Here is a 17,444-nt window from a genome sequence, read left to right on the forward strand (position 1 = left end):
CCAGAGCCCCTTACCGCCCAGCCGCCGGGGTTCAGGCCCCCAGGCTTTGCAGCTCCAGACTGGCCGACGCCGACAGCGGCTTGGATGGCTGAATCAAGGCGATACCGAAGTACTTGCTGATGTAGCGCCCGCCGGTGCCGGTCAGGGTCAGGGCTCGGCTGTCCACATCCTGCCTCAGCCATTTGCGCTGCAACAGCACCCGCAGCAGCGCCGCCCCCAAGGCGCCCGCCAGGTGCGGGCTGCGCATGCTCCAGTCCAGGCACGGACAGGCCAGGTTTCGGCGCAGCCTGCTCAGCTCGGCCACGTCGATGCCCAGGCCGCGGAAGAACTCGACACCACTGTCACTGACCCGGTAGTCCTCGCCCTCCTCCCCCATCAGCAACCAGCCGGCTTCCAGCATCCGGTCGTGCAACTGCACCCCCAGGGTGCCCGCCAGGTGGTCGTAGCAAGTGCGGGCAAATTGCAGGCGGTCCGGGGTACGCGGGGTGAAGGTGCTGCCCTGGCCGATCACCATCAGGGCCTCCAGGGCCTGGGCCACCAGCGGATCGCCGAGGCCGTAGTAACGGTGCCGCCCCTGGACCTGCACCCGCAGCAGGCCAGCGTCCCTGAGCTTGGCCAGGTGGGCGCTGGCGGTGGAAGTGCTGACCTCGGCAATCGCCGCCAGCTCGGTGCTGGTACGGGCGTGGCCATCCATCAGCGCACAAAGCATCCGGGTACGGGCCGGCTCGGCGATGGCCGCCGCCACGTTGGATACCCCCAGGTCGTTCTGCACTACATTCATATTTCGCTCCATGACGAATCGTGTCTTCGAAAAGATGAGGATAGTAGCAACCTGGATATCTGCCCAACAAAGAGACAAATCATGGACCCGATCAGCGCTGCCACCCACTTTGCCCCCTACGATTTCTATTACGCCCGCCTGCGTGCCCGGGGAGGCCTGACCTACGATTCAGCGCTGGGCCTATGGGTCGCCAGCAGCGCCGCCGCAGTAGCGGCGGTGCTGAACCACCCCGCCTGCCGTGTCCGACCGCCCCAGGAGCCGGTGCCCCGGGCCATCGCCGGGCGGCCTGCCGGGGACGTGTTTGCACGCCTGATGCGGATGAACGATGGCCTGCGCCACGGCTGTCCCCGTGCAGCCATGGCGGCGCCGCTGCAGCAGCTGGGCACCATCGACCTGCAGCCCTGGCTGGAACAGTGGCGCCCTGCCCTGAGCGCCCCCCAAGGCGCCAACGATCTGCAACGCTGGCAATGGCGCCTGCCGGTGGCACTGCTGGCAGGACTGCTGGGAATAGCCGCCGAGCGGCGCGAAGACCTTGCCCGACGCACCGGCGAATTCGTAGCCTGCCTCTCCCCCTTGAGCAACGCAGAACAGTTGCAGGCCGCCGACTCAGCGGCGCAGCACTTGATCCAACAGATGCAGGCATTACTCGATGCGCCGCAACACAGCCCGTTCCTGAGGGCGATCCTCGAGCGCAGCCAGGGCCTTGCCCCAGAGGATCTGCAGGCCAACCTGCTGGGCCTGCTGGCACAAACCCATGACGCCTGCGCCGGGCTGATCGGCAACAGCCTGATCGCCCTGCTGGCGGAGCCGTCACTGTGCCAGCGCCTGTCCCATGACCCGGACCGGCTCAGTGCCTGGCTGCTCCAACGCCAGCGCCTGGACCCGCCGGTGCAGAACACCCGACGGTTCGTCGCCACGGCTTGCACCCTGCTGGGCGTGGACCTGCAAGCCGGCGAGACGGTGCTGGTGCTGTTGGCGGCGGCCAATCACGACCCGGCCCTGGCCGCGGTCACCGGCTGCGATCCGGCATACCAGGGGTTCAGCTTTGGCAGCGGCACGCACCGCTGTCCCGGCCAGGGCCTGGCGCTGAACATCGTCCAGAGTTTGCTGCAGCAGCTGCTGCGCTCGCCGGGGCTGAGCACCCTGACGCTAGACTGGAATTACCTGCCTTCGGTCAACGGCCGCCTGCCGCTGTTCACCGATGCCGCCGGATAACCGGCAAGCGCCTTGGCAGTCTCCGCGTGCTTGAGGTAAAAGGTGCCCCACGGCCAAAACCGATCCTGGAAAAGGAACAACAATGCTGTTTGTGGTGATGCTGGGGGGAAAACACCCCAGAGCGAAAATTGAAGTCCACGATGTCCAGTTCGTGGTCGCCGAGCGTCTCGAAGCCGCCTACCCGCAACTGCGCGAAGGCTGGTTCGGCAGCCAGGCGGGCTTGCACATCGATGCCTGGATGCAGGTCGACGGGGTCGAGGACTACAAGGTCGAACTCAGCCCCCTGGCACCGCAGCCGGGTGCACCACGCCTGTACTTCCTGAACCTGGGCGGTTACGAAGCGGCGGCCTTTGGCGAGGCCCACAGCTACCTGCTGGTGGTGGCCCGGGACAAGGCCGAAGCCAAGGCCAAAGGCAAACGGCAGATGCTGGCCCACTGGCACAAATCCCACACCGATGCCTTGCTGGACGTGGACGACTGCCTGCCGATCGATCTGCTGGAGGGCCGTTATGTGCACCTGGTGCCCGGCCCGCACCGGGGCATCGTGCAGCGCAACGACTACATCCTCCTCAACTGAGTTCAGGACGGCCGGTAACCGCCCCCGGCACCCGGTAGTCCAGTTCGAGGTCGCTGATATCCAGCACCTGGCTCAATAGAAACGCCCGCAACCGGGCGATGTGCTCCTGGCGTGGACTGTCGCGCAGCCACACCAGGTAATAGCCGTCCCCTGAGGCCACCGCGCTGGGGAACGGCAGGCTGATCCGCCCCAGGCGAATGTCCTGCGCCACCAGATGCAGGTCGCCGATCGACAGGCCGTGCCCGGCCATGGCAGCGCAGATCGCCTGGTCCAGGGTGTCGAAGACATTGCCCCGCTCCAGCCGCACCTGATCCAGCAACGCCCGGTCCTGCGGTGCTTGTGCCTGCAGCCAGCGGCGCCAGTCGCGACGGTCCGCCGAAGGATGGATCAGCTCGGCGTCCTTGAGCCGTTCCAGGGTCCAGGGCGGTCCGTCCGCGGGCTCGGGTGGGCCGATGGGAATCAGCCACTCATCGAACAGCTTGCAGGCCTCGATCCCGGCGCCAAAGTGTCCGTTGCCCAGGAGAATCGCGCAGTCGTAGGGCTCGGCGTAAAAATCCACATGGTCGAAGTCCATCCAGACACTGGCCAGTTGCACCGCCAGTGCCGGCTGTTGCCCCTTGAGAGCCTCCAGAACCCGCAGCAGCCAGCGCATGGTCAGGGTCGAAGGCGCCTTGAGACGCAACTGGCCGGTGTTGGCCCGCAGCGGCAGGCAGGCATCCTCGATGATCCGAAAGCCCACCTTGAGCTCCCGGGCCAGGCGCTGTCCGGCTTCGGTAAGCACCAGCCTGGGGCCGTGGCGCTCGAACAGGCGACAGCCGAACTGACTTTCCAGGGTACGGATATGCCGGCTGATGGCGCTTTGGGTCAGGGACAGCTCCTCGGCGGCCCGGGTAAAGGAGCTGGAACGGGCGGCCACTTCAAAGGCCCGCAACGCGTAGAGCGGCGGCAGGGATTCGACCATCGACAGGCACCAACAATGATTAAAACTCATAGTAGGTCATAGCTTTTTGCGTTTTTCAATGCAGCTCAAAGCCGCCAAGCTGAGGCCTTGCACATGACTTGAAAGGCGTTATTCGTGGACCTGAACCTGTCGTTATTATTGGCCTACGCACTCAGCGTACTGATGCTGGTGGCCACCCCGGGGCCCGTGGTGGCCCTGATCGTCAACACCAGCATGAACGCCGGGCCGCGCCAGGCCGTGTTGACCGCCCTGGGCACCAACGCCGCCTCACTGCTGCTGGCACTGCTGGCGGTGCTGATGCTGACCACCGGCCTGGCGCTGGACCCGCGCCTGATCGGCTGGGTCAGTCTGCTGGGCTGTTGCTTCATCGGCTGGCTGGGCGTGCAAGGACTGCGCGAGGTGTTTGGCCCGGCACCCGCGGAAGCGGCGCCACGCACCGACCAGGGCCGCCAGGGCCTGGCCAGCGGTTTCCTGGTGGGAATCGGCAACCCCAAGGACATCGTGTTCTTTGCCTCCTTCTTCCCCCAGTTCATTCAGGTCACCCGCTCCTTGCAGCACAGTGCGCTGCTGCTGACGCTGGTCTGGGTGCTGGTGGATTTTGCCGTGCTGGGGGCTTACATCCTGGTGGCGCGTCAGGGTTTCTCGCTGAAGTACAAACGCCTGGTGACCGGCATTTCCAGCCTGGCGCTGCTACTGGTGGCTCTGCTGGGCCTGGGCTACGCCGTGCTGGAACTGAGCAATACCGGCGCCCACCGGTGACGCGTGACTGTGCCCCGGGCATTCGTAGCCCGTGGCGACATTGTGGAAAAACCGCTCGCCAGCCGATAAAAATCTCCTGTGGGAAGCACGCCATGAATTAACATAGCCAAGTGCTATCCACCCCTCAGGACCACCCTCTTCCATGCTGTCCAGAATCCGATGATTGCTGTCTGGCCCCTGCTGTGTCTGTCCCTGTTGCTGGCCCTGCTGGCGTTGTGGCTGTTGCGCCGCGAACGCCGCGCCCAGGCCCAGTTGCGCGTCTATCGCACACTCGCCGAAGGCGTGCCCGACGATGCCGAGCGCTTCAAGCGCAGCCAGTACTTCGCACGCATCGGCACCTGGGACTGGGAAGTGGACACCCAGCGCCTGTACTGGTCGGAAGCCATCTACGGCATGTTCGGCTTCAAGGTCGGCGAAGTGGTGCCCTCCTACGAACTGTTCTGCTCCTGCGTGCATCCGGACGATCGCGAACGGGTCCGCGCCGGCGAGTTGCGCTGCCTGGAAACCGGCGAGAACCACGATGAGGAGTACCGCGTGGTGTGGCCCGACGGCAGCATCCACTGGCTGCGGGAAACCGGCAACGTGGTGAAGAACGTGCACGACACCACCATCAAGATGATGGGGGTGGTGCGGGACATTACCGATGAAAAAGTCTCCACCAGCCAGTTGCAGCAACTGGCGCATTTCGATCCGCTGACCGGCCTGCCCAATCGCCTGATGCTGGAACAGCGCCTGTCCCGGGCCCTGGAGCAGGCGCGTCACAATCAGACCCGGGTGGCCCTGGTGTTCGTCGACCTCAACGGTTTCAAGGCGATCAACGACCAGTACGGCCACGCTGCCGGCGACCGGGTCCTGAGCGCCACGGCCCAGCGCCTGCAAGGCATCCTGCGCAGCAGCGACACCGTGGCGCGGATCGGCGGCGACGAATTCGTGGTGATTCTGGAGGGACTGTCCCCGGGGCTCGACCTGACGGAAGAAGCCCGGCGCATCGGCGAAAAGATCTTCAGCCAGCTATCGCCCCCGGTGGAGGTGGACAGCCAGCGCCACAGCATCGGCAGCAGCCTGGGGGTGGCGGTGTTTCCCGACCATGCCGGGCGCATGGACCAGTTGCTGCACATCGCCGACCTGGCAATGTACGAAGCCAAGCGCAGCGGCAACAACCAGTACCGCCTGGGGCAGTGATACCCGCCAACCCGACCTAGGCGTCGGCGTCGAGCAGGCGCTCGCGCAAAAACACCAGGGCCGCCTGGAACAGCGGGTGCCATTGGGCCGACGGCGGGCTGGCCAGGGCATGCCAGAAGAACTCGAAGTGATGGCCGCCGTCATCCGCGGTGAAGTGAGTCCAGCTCTCGGGCAGCGGCGCCGGCACCCGGCACTCATGGAAAGCCCACACCTGGCCGGCAAACCCCGAGTGCCAGAGGCCGAGAAAACGGCTTTCCTCGGCCTTGACGCCCGCTTCTTCCGCCAGCTCGCGGACCGCCGCAGCGGCCGTCGACTCTCCCGTCTCCACCGTGCCCTTGACCAGTTGCAGGCCGGCCAGCGGATGGCGAAAGGCCAAGACCTCAAGCTCGGTGGTGTAGCGCAGCAGCACCGGGCACGCCTTGTTGGCGGGTGTCGAGGGTGCGGCTGAGGTGTGCGCCGGCCCCTCAGTCGTCACGGGTCAGCACTTCCAGCAACTCGATCTCGAAGATCAGGTTCGAGTTGGGCGGGATCGCGCCCATGCTGCGCTCGCCGTAGCCCAGGTGCGCCGGCACCAGCAGTTTGCGCTTGCCGCCCACCTGCATGCCCATCAGGCCCTGGTCCCAGCCCTTGATCACCCGCCCAGTGCCGATCACGCACTGGAACGGCTTGCCGCGATCGTAGGAGGAATCGAAGCTGCTGCCGTCCTCCAGAAAGCCCCGGTACTGGGTGGTGATCAAAGCGCCCTTGACCACCGCCTTGCCGTCGCCCAGCTGGATATCGATCACCTGTAATTGGTCACTCATGCTTCACTCCCGTTCAAACATTGCCCCGACACGGGACCGCGGCGCGCTTTTTCGCAGAATTGCCGCGCCTTGGCAATCACTGCGGCGCCCCCGGCCCGGACTGAAGCTGAATGCGCGTGTCGGTGCCGAGCAGCATTTCGCCGAGCGCCGCCCGGACTTCCTCGACGCTGGCCAGCCCGGCGTCCCAGCTGATGTCCAGGCCGGGCAGGCCCCGGCACCAGTCCAGGGTGCTGGAGAACTGCAGGGTCAAGCGCCCCGGGGCCAATTGCAGCTGCTCGATGCCGCCATAGCCGGCCACGCCCTGCCCGCCCAGCTCGACGTAATAGGTGTCCATGCCCAGTTGCCGATCCTGCTCGTCGAAGCATTCGGCACGCTGCAACAGCAGGTAGTGCTCGGGCTGCTGCCCATCGTCGGCAAAACCCAGGATCTGCACGTCGTCCTCGGTATAGGCACTGTAGGTGTTGGCATGAAATTTCAAGTTCATCGGTCCTTGCTCCCTGGCGCGGTCACTGGCGCAACAGCCCGCTTTCATAATCCAACCAATCCTGGTCAACGCACGCCTGCAGGTACTCCAGCACGCTGTCCAACGGCACCGAGGCCGGTACGTTGACCGCGAAGAAGGCCTGGCTCATGCCCTCCCAGCGACAACCCAGGGCGTTGATCCGCTCCAGCACCTCCGGGATCCGCTCCCGGCCGGCCTTGAAGAACACCACGCGCAGGGTGCTGTTGCCACTGCTGCGCCCCACCTGCCTGAACCATTTCAGGCCATCGGCCTCGACCTGGACGGCCACCTCGTCGTCATAACAGACGTCCTGGGAATAGAAGGGAAGATTGGCGATCCGGTACAGGCCGTCCGGCTGCTGCTCAGCCCAGACCCCTTCGCTGGCAACCGGTGGGTAATCGTCGACCACCGTCAACCTGAGCATGATCTTGTCCATCGCCTGTCCCTGGTTCATCGAATGAAAGGCGCTCGCTCGACCTTGAGGCCGGAGCGCCGCGCGCTTTTTCGCAGAATTGCCGGCCCGGGGCAATCCCTGATTGGCTACTTGAGCAAAGCGCTGTCACGGCCCGGGACGTTTCCGTTACCATGGCCGCCCCCACGCCTCACCCCGATAAGGACATCCCATGGCCACCGCCGATATCGTCGCCCTGGTGCTGCTCGCCGTTCTGGCGCTGTACCTGGTCAGTCTCTACAACCGTCTGACGACCCGGCGCAATCGCCTGCGCAATGCCTTCGCCCAGATCGAAGTGCAGCTCAAGCGCCGCTACGACCTGATCCCCAACCTGCTGGAAACCGTCAAGGGCTACCTGCAGCACGAGCGCCAGACCCTGACCACCCTGGCCGAGGCCCGCAACAGCGCCCGGGACAGCCTGCAAGCGGCCGCCGCGCAACCCGGCGACAGCGCGCGCATTGCCCGCCTGGGCCAGGACCAGGGTGCCCTGGACCAGGTCCTCGACCGCCTGCACCTGAGCCTGGAGGCCTACCCGGAACTCAAGGCCTCGCAGAACATGGCGCAGCTCAGCGAAGAACTGACCAGCACCGAGAACAAGGTCGCCTACGCGCGCCAGGCCTTCAACGACGCCGTGACCGACTACAACCTGTGCAAGCAGCAAGTGCCGGCGCTGTTTTTCGCCGGGCTGTTCGGCCATCGCGCCGATGCCGCGCTGCTGCAATTCGCCGACAGCGCGCAGATCCAGGACGCCAGCAAAGTGTCGTTCCAATAACCCCGCCGCCTGCCCCCGGAAACTTGCATGAAGTTCTTTCAACACCAGGCCCGTGCCCGGCGCCACACCCTCAAACTGCTGCTGTTGATGACCCTGGCGGTGACCACCCTGGTCAGCCTCAGCAGCCTGGGGCTGGGCCTGTTATGGCGCGAGCTGAGCCAGGAGTACGGCCAGCCCAAGGTGCTGAACTGGGCCGTGGTCGCGGTCATAGCACTGCTCATGCTGCTGGTGGTGGTGCTGGGCAGTTGGTACAAGACCTGGCGCCTGCGGGCCGGCGGCAAGGTGATCGCCGAGCACCTGGGCGGACGCCTGATCAACGACTCGCCGCGGGGCAGCGAAGAACAGCGCCTGCTCAATATCGTCGAGGAAATGGCCCTGGCCTCCGGCGCCACCCTGCCGGCGGTGTATGTACTGCCGGAAGACGCGATCAATGCCTTCGCCGCCGGGCTGACCCCGGAGCAGGCGGTGCTCGGAATCACTCGCGGTGCCCTCGTCCATCTGGACCGCGACGAATTGCAGGGCTTGGTCGCCCATGAGTTCAGCCACATTTACAACGGTGACATGCGCCTCAACACCCGGCTGCTGGCGGTGATCCACGGTCTGCTGGTGTTCAGCCTGGCGGGCATCGCGGTGCTGCGCCAGGCTGAAAAGCAGCACCTGGGCAGCGACCGCAACCGTTTCTTCTGGCAGATCGTGTTTGCCGTGCTGGGCCTGGCCCTGCTCATCTTCGGCTCCCTGGGCAGCCTGCTGGGCAACCTGATCAAGGCCGCCATCTGCCGTCAGCGCGAGTTTCTCGCCGATGCCTCGGCGGTGCAGTTCACCCGCAACCCCCAGGGCATTGCCGGGGCCCTGAAAAAGATCGGCGGCAGCAGCGCCGGCTCACGCCTGCGAGCCTTCGCCGCCGCCCAGTACAGCCACCTGTATTTCCACCAGGGGGTGAAACTGCGCCTGGAACGCCTGTTCGCCACCCACCCGCCGCTGGCCGCACGCATCCAGCGCCTGGACCCGCAGTGGGATGGGCGCTTCACGCCGCTGTAGACGCGCTACCAGAGGGCGATGTCGTAAGTGATGTAGAGGCGGTTGCTGTCGCGTCCCCGGGAGTAGTCGGAGCGATACACGTAATTGCGCAGCTTCACCCCCAGCCCCTTGAGCGAGCCTTGCTGGAGTACATACGCCAGTTCGGCGTCTCGCTCCCACTCGTCGACCCGGGTCCCGGACTTGCCGTCGTTGCCGCTCAGGTAGCGCGAGCTGAAGGTCAGGCCGGGGACACCCAGGCTGGCGAAGTTGTAGCCATAGCTGAGCATCCAGGTCTTCTCGCCCTCTTCGATGAACTTGCCGATGCCGGCGTTACTGAAGGAGTAGACCGTGGCGCCACTGATATACGGCAAGCCGGCATCGCCACTCAGGCGCTGATAGCCGCCGCCCAGGGAATGCCCGGCAATCGCGTAGGTCAACTGGCCGCTGAACATGCGGTTGGCGATCTTGCCGTCAAAGGCCGCGCCTGAATCGGCGCTGCGGAAGTAGCGCAGATCGCTGGTCAAGGTCCCCTGCCACAGCGCCAGGTCATGTTGCAGGCCGACAAAGTCCTGCCGATAGAAGTTCTCGAGCTCGCCATGGAAATAGCTCAGGCGCAGGGTCTTGCTCCATTTGTATTCGCCCCCGCCGTAGCGGAAGTCCCCGGACTGGCCGCCGCTGTAGCCGTCGGGCACCAGCCCCACGCTGTCGGTGGAATCCCGCAGTTTGAAGCGCTGCAGATAACCGCCGGTCAAGCTCAGGCCGTCAATATCGGTGCTGGTGAGCTGGGTGCCCTGATAGGTCTGCGGCAACAGACGGGCATCGTTGTAGACCAGCACCGGGGTCTTGGGCAGCAAGGTGCCGTACTTGAGGGTGGTCTTGGCCAGCCGCACCTTGGCCGTGGCGCCGGCACTGGCAAATTCGCTTGCGGCGCGACCGTCGTCGTGCACCGGCAGCAGCCCCGTGCCACTGCGGCCCTTGCCGGAATCGAGCCGGACCCCCAGCAGCCCCAGGGCATCGACCCCGAACCCCAGGGCGCCCGGGGTGAATCCGGACTGATAGTCCAGCAGGAAGCCTTGAGCCCATTCGGTGCGCTCGCTCTTGGCCGTGCGCGCAGCCTTGGCGCTGAGGCCGTGTTCGTCGCGGAAGTTCTCGTTGAAATAGACGTTGCGCAGTTGCAGCTTGAGGCTGCTGTCGTCGATGAAGTCAGCGGCCTGGAGCCCGGCCACGGGTGGCAGGCTCAAGCAGGAAAATACCGTTGCGCGAATCAGCAAATGGCTCATGTCGTACTTCTCGTTGTTGTTATTCAAGGCGCAGCTCGCCAAGCGCCCCGCCAGCAGGCGCGCCCGGCTACAAAAGAGGGTTTCGAGGCAATCAGACGAACAGGGTCAGGGCCCCGGTCAGCAAGGCCAGGGCGGTAATGACCAGGGAGGTCAGCACGGCCCACTTCACCGTGGCTTTCTGGAAGTCGCCGATGTCGCGATCCACCATGCCCACCAGCAGCAAGGTCGAGGCCACCAGCGGGCTCATCAGGTGCACCGGCTGGCCGAGGATCGAGGCCCGGGCGATTTCCAGGGGAGAAATGCCATAGGCCGCCGCCGCGTTGGCCAGGATCGGCACCACGCCGAAGTAGTAGGCGTCGTTGGACAGCACGAAGGTCAACGGCATGCTGGTCAGCGCCACCACCAGCGGGAACAGGTGACCCCAGGAGGGCGGAATCCAGTCCACCAGGGTCTGAGCCAGGGCATCGACCATCTTGGTGCCGGAGAAAATGCCGGCGAAGATCCCAGCGGCGAATACCAGCAGCACCACAGTCATGGCGTTGCCTGAATGGGCAAGAATGCGCTCCTTCTGAATATCCAACTGCGGGTAGTTGATCATCAAGGCCAGGACAAAACCGATCAGGAACAGCACCGCCGAGTGCATCAGGCCCAGCACCAGCGCGGTCATCACCGCCACCACCAGCAGCAGGTTGACGTAGGCCAGCTTGGGCCGCTTGTGCGGCGTGTCTTCGAGAATCGCCTGGATGTAGCAGTCGCCACCGCCGCTTTGCAGCTGGGTGTTGCCGATGCGCTTGCGCTCGGCCCGGCCCAGCAGGTAGGCGGTGAACACCACCCAGGCGGCGCCACCGATCATGGTCGGCAACAGCGGCACGAAGTACTCGCCGGCATCCAGGCCCAGGGCGGCGATGGCGCGCGTTGCCGGCCCGCCCCAGGGGGTCATGCCGCTCATGATGCTCAACGACAGCATGGAGATGGTGGCGAGGATCATCGGGTTCATGCCAATGCGCTTGTACAGCGGCAGCATGGCCGCGCAGGTGATCATGTAGGTGGTGGTGCCGTCACCGTCCAGGGCCACCACCAGCGACAGCAGCGCGGTGCCGATGGCGATCTTGGTCGGATCGCCATTGACCCGCTTGAGAATCTTGCGGATCAGCGGGTCGAACAGCCCCGAATCGATCATCAAGCCGAAGAACAGAATGGCGAACAGCAACAGCGCCGCCGACGGCGCGACCATTTTCAGGCCGTCGAGCATCATCTTGCCGGTGGTGCCGGCAAACCCGCCGAGCACCGCGAAGACGATGGGCACCAGCGTCAACGCCACGATGGGCGACAGGCGCTTGGTCATGATCAGGAAGGTGAAGACCACCACCATGGCGAGGCCGAGTAAAGCGAGCATAAGTCGATTCTCTTGTTTTTATGATGAGCGTGGCCGACGCGCGGGCGCACGGCCACCCGAGCACCGGACGCCCCGATCAAGGGCGCCCGGCACAGGTGTTGAGTCGGTACTTGGGGTGAAGCGGTGCGGCCTGGGAGGTCTAGCCGAGCTTGTTCGCCAGCGCGCTCGCCGGGGTGTCGTCGGCAGCGGCCTGGGCCGCAAGGGGCTGGCCATCGAGCGTGCGCAACAGCACCTGGCGGTCGCAGGCCTGCTCCGAAATGGCGATCACCACGGTTGCCACGGCGTTGCTGGCCAGGCTGGTCAAGGCCCGGGCCTCGGACATGAAGCGATCGATGCCGATCAGCAACGCCAGGCCGGCCAGGGGGATGTCATGAATCACCGTCAGGGTCGAGGCCAGGGCCACGAAACCGCTGCCGGTCACCCCAGCGGCGCCCTTGGACGACAGCAGCATGATCGCCAGCATGGTGACGATCTGGCCGGCGCTCAGCTCGATGTTGCACGCCTGGGCAATGAAGATCGCCGCCAGGGACAGGTAGATCGCCGTACCGTCGAGATTGAACGAATAGCCGGTAGGCAGCACCAGCCCCACCACGCTCTTGCGGCAGCCCAGGGCCTGGAGTTTTTCCAGCATGCGCGGCATCACCGGCTCCGTGGACGAGGTGCCAAGCACCACCAGGAACTCTTCGCGCAGGTAGCGCAGCAGCTTCCACAGGCTGAAGCCGTTGGCCCGGCAAATGCCCCCCAGGACCACGCAGACAAAGAAGCCGCAGGCGACATACAGGGTCATGATCAGTTTGGCCAGGGCGCCCAGGGAGGTGATGCCGTACTGGCCCACGGTAAAGGCCAGGGCCCCGAAGGCGCCGACGGGGGCAAAACGCATCAGGTAGGAAAAAATCTTGAACACCATCTGCGAGGCCGACTCCAGCACCTCCAGCACCGGCTTGCCGCGCTCGCCCAGGGACGACAGGGCAAACCCGCACAGCACCGCGATAAACAGCACCGGCAGGACCTCGCCCTTGTTGAAGGCGCCGATGAAGGTCTCGGGGATGATGTGCATGAAGAATTCCACCACCCCCAGCTTGGCCGCCGACTCGGTGTACTGGGACAGGCCCTGGGTGTTCAGCCGGGTGGGGTCGATGTTCATCCCCGCGCCGGGCTGGAACAGGTAGACCGCCGCCAGGCCGATGCACAGGCTGATCAGCGTCAGGCCCAGGAACAGCAGCATGGTCTTGCTCAGCAGCCGCCCCAGGGAACGCTTGTCGCTCATGCCGGCGATGCCGGTGACGATGGTGCAGAACACCACGGGAGCGATCATCATTTTGATCAGCTTGATGAAGGCGTCGCCCAGCGGCTTCAAGGCAATGGCTTGCTGGGCCCAGAAGTGCCCCACCAGTACCCCGAGGCACACCGCGCAGAGGATCTGGAAGTAGAGCGATTTAACAACTTTCATGGCATCACCCATTTTTAGAATTGTTCTGATGCAACCAGGATCGACAGCGCGTCGACTAACCGGCTAGACGTTGTGCAGCAGGCGCGTAGACATACCCGGAAAACAATCGGCGAGCGGTGCGGACCACCGAGGCGCGGATGGTCTCGGGGCTGGTTCCGCTGTAGGACAATACGACATCTATCGCCCCGCTGGGGTGTTCGATTCGAACCTGATGCAGACGCGGTTCACTGATCCCGCCGAGCATCTCGGCCACCACGCTGCCGACGGTGACACAGGCGGTAGCCAGGCCGATGGAGCCGGTGATGGCCAGGGCCCGATGGCAGTTGTGAGGCATGAAATAGCGCACCGCCAGGGTGCCCCCCGCCCGGGCCGGGGACACCAGCACCGGCTTGGGAATCACCTTGTCGCTGACATCCCCCAGGCCCATGGCCAGGCCGGCCTTCACCCGCAGGCTTTCCAGACGCTGGAGAAAGTCCGCATCGGCGTCCAGTTCGGCGGGGCTTTCATCGCCGCGCTTGCCCAGGCAGGCCGCCTGCACCAGCACCATGGGCATGGCCATGTCGATGCAGGTCACGGCAATGCCGTCGATCAAATCCTGGGGCTGGCCGGTGGGGAACAACTGGCCGGTCTTGCTCCCGGCGGCATCGAGAAAGGTCAGGGCCACCGGCGCCGCGCTGCCCGGCACGCCGTCAATGGTGGTGTCGCCTTCGTAGCTGACCTTGCCATCGGGGGTCTGGACCTGGGCATGGACCAGGGTGCCGGTGTTGAGGTTGCGAATCCGCACCTGGGTCTGTGCCCCCGTGGCCTTGACCAGCCCCTGCTCGATGGCGAAAGGCCCGACAGCGCAGAGCATGTTGCCGCAGTTGGGTGCGGTATCGACCCGCCGCTGGGACACCATGACCTGGACGAACAGGTAATCGACATCCGCCTCCGGGTGCAGCGACGGACTGACGATCGCCACCTTGCTGGTTTGCGGACTGCCACCGCCGATGCCGTCGATTTCCAGCTCATGGCCGGAGCCCATCAGGTTGAGCAACAGCTCATCACGCTCGGACACGGCCACCGGCAGATCCCAGGCCAGAAAAAACGGCCCTTTGGAGGTGCCGCCGCGCATCAACACACAAGGAATTCGTTGCATGAACACTGACTCTTGTTGATCAATCGAGGTAATTGATGTTCTGGGCACAAGAGTGTCAGGGATTAAAATGTGTTTCCAATGCAAAGATCAGAGAGATTATTGCGTTTCGCGCATGAGTTAAATATCGTGTCCGCCAGCGCCCCACCCGACTCCCGCCTTGAGTAGCCCGCATGGAATATGAGCTTCAGGACATCAGATCTTTCGTGAAAATCGCCGAACTGGGGAGTTTTCACGAAGCGGCCGACGCCTTGCACCTGTCCCAACCGGCCCTGAGCCGACGCATGAAAAAGCTCGAAGAGGGGCTGGGCACCGCCCTCCTCGATCGCACCACGCGCAAGGTCAGCCTGACCAGCGTCGGTCGCGATTTTTTGCCCAAGGCCCGACGCCTGCTGGACGACTTCGACGACTCGATCCTCAACATCCGTGAGCTGGCGGAACGGCAGATCGGTCAGGTGACCCTGGCCTGCATCCCCACGGCGGCCTTCTACTTCCTGCCGTCGGTGATCCGCCTGTACAACCAGCGCTACCCGAAAATCCGCATCCGTCTGCTCGACCTCAGTGCCAACGAGGGCCTTGAAGCGGTGCTGCGCGGCGAAGCGGACTTCGGCATCAACATGATGAGCGGCCAGCACCCGGACATCGAGTTCGTGCCACTGGTCAACGAGCCCTTTGTCCTGGCCTGCCGGCGCGACCACGAACTGGCCGAGCGCAGCTCGGTGACCTGGTCGGAACTGAGCGACTACCGCTTGATCGGCGTCGGTCGCCTGAGCGGCAACCGCATGCTGCTGGACCACGCCCTGTCCGGCTTGAGCTGGCGGCCCCAGTGGTTCTACGAGGTGCAGCACCTGTCCACGTCGCTGGGCATGGTGGAGGCCGGCCTCGGGGTGTCGGCGATGCCGAGCCTGGCCATGCCGGCCGCCGATCACCCGACCCTGGTCAGCGTTCCGCTGACCGACCCCGTGGTCAATCGCACCCTGGGCCTGGTGTATCGACGCGGCGCATCGCTGTCGCCGGCGGCGGAAAAATTCGTGGCGATCCTGCTGGAGCAGTGGCCGCACTGACCGGCGCGCCCCTCCAGCTTCTCCCCCCTCCAGCTTGCCCCCTACTCCGACGTGCCTTGCAGGGCGCACCGCCAGTCTCAGAACATCCACGCCGTTTTTATCCGGGCGCAGACTGGCAACAGCCATCCGCTGTTTGTCACCGGCGAGCCTTTATCATCCACTGCGCCCCGTTCTCCCTGGAGTCCCCCCGATGCCCCATGAAGGCAACCTGCTACAAGCCGCCGTCGTGTTCCTCTGCGCCGCCGTGCTCATCGTGCCCCTGGCCAAGCGCCTGCAACTGGGGGCCGTGCTCGGCTACCTGCTGGCCGGGGTGCTGATCGGCCCCTCGGTGCTGGGGCTGGTGGGCAATCCGCAAAGCGTCAGTCACATCTCCGAGCTGGGGGTGGTGCTGTTGCTGTTCATCATCGGCCTGGAGCTGTCGCCCAAGCGCTTGTGGGTGATGCGCAAGGCGGTGTTCGGCGCTGGCCTGGCCCAGGTGTTGTTGACCGGCACAGTGATCGGCGTGGTGGCCCTGTTTCTGTTCGGCCAATCGCTGAACAGCGCCATCGTGCTGGGCCTGGGCCTGGCCCTGTCATCCACCGCCCTGGGCCTGCAAAGCCTGGCCGAACGCAAGGAGTTGAACAGCCCCCACGGGCGCATGGCCTTCGCCATCCTGCTGTTCCAGGACATCGCCGCCATTCCGCTGATCGCCATGGTCCCGGTGCTGGCCGGCAACGATCACCACACCAGCAGCGCCGAGGATCTGCGTCACGGCCTGCAAGTGCTGGGCAGCATCGCCGTGGTGGTGGTGGGCGGGCGTTACCTGCTGCGCCCGGTGTTTCGCATCGTGGCCCGCACCCGCTTGCCGGAAGTGTCCACCGCCACCGCCCTGCTGGTGGTGATCGGCACCGCCTGGCTGATGGATCTGGTGGGCGTGTCCATGGCCCTGGGCGCCTTCCTTGCCGGCCTGCTGCTGGCGGACTCGGAATACCGCCATGAGCTGGAAGCGCAGATCGAACCCTTCAAGGGCCTGCTGCTGGGGCTGTTCTTCATCAGCGTCGGCATGGGCGCCAATATCAGCCTGCTGCTCAGCGCGCCCATCGCGGTGCTGGGCCTGACCCTGCTGCTGATCGGCCTCAAGCTGCCGCTGCTGTTTGTGGTCGGGCGGCTGGCCGGCGAGCTCAATCGCGAGAGCGCGGTGCGCCTTGGCGTGGTGCTGGCGGCCGGCGGTGAATTCGCCTTCGTGGTGTTCAAGATCGGTCGCGACCAGGGCCTGTTCGAGGCCCGCCTGCATGACCTGCTGGTGCTCACCATTACCCTGTCCATGGCCCTGACCCCGTTGCTGTTGCTGGCCTGCTCGCGCTGGCTCAAACCCAAGGCCAAACCCCTGGAAATGCCCGCCGAGTACCGTCAGATCGATGCCGACAGCCCGCGGGTGGTGATCGCCGGCATGGGCCGCATGGGGCAGATCGTGGCGCGTATCCTGCGGGCGCAGAAAATCCCCTTCGTCGCCCTGGACACCTCGGTGGACACCATCGAACTGATCCGCAGTTTTGGCGGCATGCCGGTGTTCTACGGCGACCCCATGCGCCCGGAAATCCTCAGCGCGGCCAAGGTCGGTACAGCGGAGTACTTCGTCATCGCCACCGACGATCCGGAAACCAACATCAAGACCGCCGAACAAGTGCGCAAGCTCTACCCGCACCTGAAGATCATCGCCCGGGCGCGCAACCGCCAGCACGTGCACAGGCTGATGGACCTGGAGGCCCAGGCCGTGCGGGAAACCTACTACTCCAGCCTGGAAATGAGCCGCCGCACCCTGGTGGGCCTGGGGCTCAGCCAGGCCCAGGCCGACTCGCGAATCCAGCGCTTCACCCAGCACGACGAACAACTGCTGGCGGCCCAGCACGCGGTCTACGACGACGCTGCCAAAGTGCTGCAGAGCGCCCAGGAAGCCCGGGCCGAACTGGCCCGACTGTTCGCCGCCGACGAGCAGGACGAGCAGATCGAGAGCCCGCTGCCGCCGATGCGCTGACGGCGCTTCAGAGCACAGCGCGTGGGAGCCGGCTTGCTGGCGAACAGGCCACTGAACCTTGCCTCGCCCCCAGGGACTGCTTGGC

The 17,444-nt window shown here is 65.1% G+C and carries 18 protein-coding genes; 8 read left to right on the forward strand and 10 right to left on the reverse strand.

Features of this window, described 5'->3' with window-relative positions; all coding sequences use genetic code 11:
- Positions 1–31 precede the first annotated feature (31 nt).
- Positions 32–781 carry a metalloregulator ArsR/SmtB family transcription factor gene (locus tag J5M73_RS07045; protein ID WP_102864390.1) on the reverse strand — a complete coding sequence of 250 codons (750 nt, stop codon included), beginning with the start codon at positions 779–781 and terminating at the stop codon, positions 32–34.
- 81 nt (positions 782–862) lie between these two features.
- On the opposite strand from J5M73_RS07045, the gene J5M73_RS07050 reads away from it, so the two are divergent.
- The gene (locus tag J5M73_RS07050; RefSeq protein ID WP_102864389.1) at positions 863–1,996 is read left to right on the forward strand and encodes a cytochrome P450; all 1,134 of its coding nucleotides are present in this window, start codon (positions 863–865) and stop codon (positions 1,994–1,996) included.
- Between the two features lie 82 nt (positions 1,997–2,078).
- The gene (locus tag J5M73_RS07055) at positions 2,079–2,573 is read left to right on the forward strand and encodes a DUF1543 domain-containing protein (RefSeq protein WP_102864388.1); all 495 of its coding nucleotides are present in this window, start codon (positions 2,079–2,081) and stop codon (positions 2,571–2,573) included.
- Here the strand turns inward: J5M73_RS07055 and J5M73_RS07060 are convergent.
- Positions 2,566–3,534 carry a LysR substrate-binding domain-containing protein gene (locus tag J5M73_RS07060; RefSeq protein WP_102864387.1) on the reverse strand — a complete coding sequence of 323 codons (969 nt, stop codon included), beginning with the start codon at positions 3,532–3,534 and terminating at the stop codon, positions 2,566–2,568. The two genes, J5M73_RS07055 and J5M73_RS07060, sit on opposite strands and share 8 nt — an antisense overlap.
- 120 nt (positions 3,535–3,654) lie before the next feature.
- On the opposite strand from J5M73_RS07060, the gene J5M73_RS07065 reads away from it, so the two are divergent.
- On the forward strand, positions 3,655–4,293 hold the full coding sequence (locus tag J5M73_RS07065) for a LysE family translocator (protein WP_180988611.1): 639 nt from the start codon (positions 3,655–3,657) through the stop codon (positions 4,291–4,293).
- Between the two features lie 159 nt (positions 4,294–4,452).
- Positions 4,453–5,475, forward strand: a complete 1,023-nt coding sequence (locus J5M73_RS07070) for a sensor domain-containing diguanylate cyclase (protein WP_102864385.1) — start codon at positions 4,453–4,455, stop codon at positions 5,473–5,475.
- A gap of 16 nt (positions 5,476–5,491) precedes the next feature.
- Here J5M73_RS07070 and J5M73_RS07075 read toward each other — a convergent pair whose 3' ends face one another.
- From J5M73_RS07075 to J5M73_RS07090, 4 genes are all read right to left on the reverse strand, one after another.
- Positions 5,492–5,950: an NUDIX domain-containing protein gene (locus tag J5M73_RS07075; RefSeq protein WP_102864384.1), complete on the reverse strand. Its 459-nt coding sequence runs from the start codon at positions 5,948–5,950 to the stop codon at positions 5,492–5,494.
- Complete coding sequence (locus J5M73_RS07080) at positions 5,940–6,278, reverse strand: FKBP-type peptidyl-prolyl cis-trans isomerase (protein ID WP_060843293.1); 339 nt, start codon at positions 6,276–6,278, stop codon at positions 5,940–5,942. The genes J5M73_RS07075 and J5M73_RS07080 overlap by 11 nt, the downstream gene beginning before the upstream one ends.
- 76 nt (positions 6,279–6,354) lie before the next feature.
- Positions 6,355–6,762 (reverse strand): Imm10 family immunity protein, encoded by a 408-nt coding sequence (locus J5M73_RS07085; protein WP_102864383.1) that lies wholly within the window; start codon positions 6,760–6,762, stop codon positions 6,355–6,357.
- A 22-nt stretch (positions 6,763–6,784) separates the two neighbouring features.
- Positions 6,785–7,216 carry a DUF4265 domain-containing protein gene (locus tag J5M73_RS07090; RefSeq protein WP_060838822.1) on the reverse strand — a complete coding sequence of 144 codons (432 nt, stop codon included), beginning with the start codon at positions 7,214–7,216 and terminating at the stop codon, positions 6,785–6,787.
- Between the two features lie 187 nt (positions 7,217–7,403).
- Between J5M73_RS07090 and J5M73_RS07095 the strand changes: the two genes are divergently transcribed.
- Positions 7,404–8,003, forward strand: a complete 600-nt coding sequence (locus tag J5M73_RS07095) for a LemA family protein (RefSeq protein WP_207815238.1) — start codon at positions 7,404–7,406, stop codon at positions 8,001–8,003.
- A gap of 27 nt (positions 8,004–8,030) precedes the next feature.
- Positions 8,031–9,041: a M48 family metallopeptidase gene (locus tag J5M73_RS07100; RefSeq protein ID WP_207815240.1), complete on the forward strand. Its 1,011-nt coding sequence runs from the start codon at positions 8,031–8,033 to the stop codon at positions 9,039–9,041.
- 5 nt (positions 9,042–9,046) lie between these two features.
- On the opposite strand, the gene J5M73_RS07105 is transcribed toward J5M73_RS07100, so the two are convergent.
- The 4 genes from J5M73_RS07105 to J5M73_RS07120 form a co-directional block, all read right to left on the reverse strand.
- On the reverse strand, positions 9,047–10,300 hold the full coding sequence (locus J5M73_RS07105; RefSeq protein ID WP_207815381.1) for an OprD family porin: 1,254 nt from the start codon (positions 10,298–10,300) through the stop codon (positions 9,047–9,049).
- A 91-nt stretch (positions 10,301–10,391) separates the two neighbouring features.
- Entirely contained in the window at positions 10,392–11,696 is a 1,305-nt protein-coding gene (locus J5M73_RS07110) for a citrate:proton symporter (protein WP_102864381.1), read from the reverse strand.
- Between the two features lie 139 nt (positions 11,697–11,835).
- Positions 11,836–13,158: a C4-dicarboxylate transporter DctA gene (gene dctA, locus J5M73_RS07115; protein ID WP_102864380.1), complete on the reverse strand. Its 1,323-nt coding sequence runs from the start codon at positions 13,156–13,158 to the stop codon at positions 11,836–11,838.
- A 43-nt stretch (positions 13,159–13,201) separates the two neighbouring features.
- A complete protein-coding gene (locus J5M73_RS07120) occupies positions 13,202–14,284 on the reverse strand; it encodes a 4-oxalomesaconate tautomerase (RefSeq protein ID WP_102864379.1) in 1,083 nt (360 codons plus the stop codon).
- A 170-nt stretch (positions 14,285–14,454) separates the two neighbouring features.
- Between J5M73_RS07120 and J5M73_RS07125 the strand changes: the two genes are divergently transcribed.
- Positions 14,455–15,345 carry a LysR family transcriptional regulator gene (locus J5M73_RS07125; protein ID WP_102864378.1) on the forward strand — a complete coding sequence of 297 codons (891 nt, stop codon included), beginning with the start codon at positions 14,455–14,457 and terminating at the stop codon, positions 15,343–15,345.
- Between the two features lie 190 nt (positions 15,346–15,535).
- Positions 15,536–17,359 (forward strand): monovalent cation:proton antiporter-2 (CPA2) family protein, encoded by a 1,824-nt coding sequence (locus J5M73_RS07130; protein WP_102864377.1) that lies wholly within the window; start codon positions 15,536–15,538, stop codon positions 17,357–17,359.
- Positions 17,360–17,444 lie beyond the last annotated feature (85 nt).

Source organism: Pseudomonas sp. 50_B, from assembly GCF_017491625.1.
GTDB classification, from domain to species: Bacteria; Pseudomonadota; Gammaproteobacteria; order Pseudomonadales; family Pseudomonadaceae; genus Aquipseudomonas; species Aquipseudomonas danubii.

Excerpts from the sequence above, each read along its gene's own strand:
- J5M73_RS07045 (WP_102864390.1), bottom strand. The coding sequence starts at position 781 with ATGAATGTAGTGCAGAACGACCTGGGGGTATCCAACGTGGCGGCGGCC.
- J5M73_RS07050 (WP_102864389.1), top strand. The coding sequence starts at position 863 with ATGGACCCGATCAGCGCTGCCACCCACTTTGCCCCCTACGATTTCTAT.
- J5M73_RS07055 (WP_102864388.1), top strand. The coding sequence starts at position 2,079 with ATGCTGTTTGTGGTGATGCTGGGGGGAAAACACCCCAGAGCGAAAATT.
- J5M73_RS07060 (WP_102864387.1), bottom strand. The coding sequence starts at position 3,534 with ATGGTCGAATCCCTGCCGCCGCTCTACGCGTTGCGGGCCTTTGAAGTG.
- J5M73_RS07070 (WP_102864385.1), top strand. The coding sequence starts at position 4,453 with ATGATTGCTGTCTGGCCCCTGCTGTGTCTGTCCCTGTTGCTGGCCCTG.
- J5M73_RS07080 (WP_060843293.1), bottom strand. The coding sequence starts at position 6,278 with ATGAGTGACCAATTACAGGTGATCGATATCCAGCTGGGCGACGGCAAG.
- J5M73_RS07085 (WP_102864383.1), bottom strand. The coding sequence starts at position 6,762 with ATGAACTTGAAATTTCATGCCAACACCTACAGTGCCTATACCGAGGAC.
- J5M73_RS07090 (WP_060838822.1), bottom strand. The coding sequence starts at position 7,216 with ATGGACAAGATCATGCTCAGGTTGACGGTGGTCGACGATTACCCACCG.
- J5M73_RS07095 (WP_207815238.1), top strand. The coding sequence starts at position 7,404 with ATGGCCACCGCCGATATCGTCGCCCTGGTGCTGCTCGCCGTTCTGGCG.
- J5M73_RS07100 (WP_207815240.1), top strand. The coding sequence starts at position 8,031 with ATGAAGTTCTTTCAACACCAGGCCCGTGCCCGGCGCCACACCCTCAAA.
- J5M73_RS07105 (WP_207815381.1), bottom strand. The coding sequence starts at position 10,300 with ATGAGCCATTTGCTGATTCGCGCAACGGTATTTTCCTGCTTGAGCCTG.
- J5M73_RS07110 (WP_102864381.1), bottom strand. The coding sequence starts at position 11,696 with ATGCTCGCTTTACTCGGCCTCGCCATGGTGGTGGTCTTCACCTTCCTG.
- dctA (WP_102864380.1), bottom strand. The coding sequence starts at position 13,158 with ATGGGTGATGCCATGAAAGTTGTTAAATCGCTCTACTTCCAGATCCTC.
- J5M73_RS07120 (WP_102864379.1), bottom strand. The coding sequence starts at position 14,284 with ATGCAACGAATTCCTTGTGTGTTGATGCGCGGCGGCACCTCCAAAGGG.
- J5M73_RS07125 (WP_102864378.1), top strand. The coding sequence starts at position 14,455 with ATGGAATATGAGCTTCAGGACATCAGATCTTTCGTGAAAATCGCCGAA.
- J5M73_RS07130 (WP_102864377.1), top strand. The coding sequence starts at position 15,536 with ATGCCCCATGAAGGCAACCTGCTACAAGCCGCCGTCGTGTTCCTCTGC.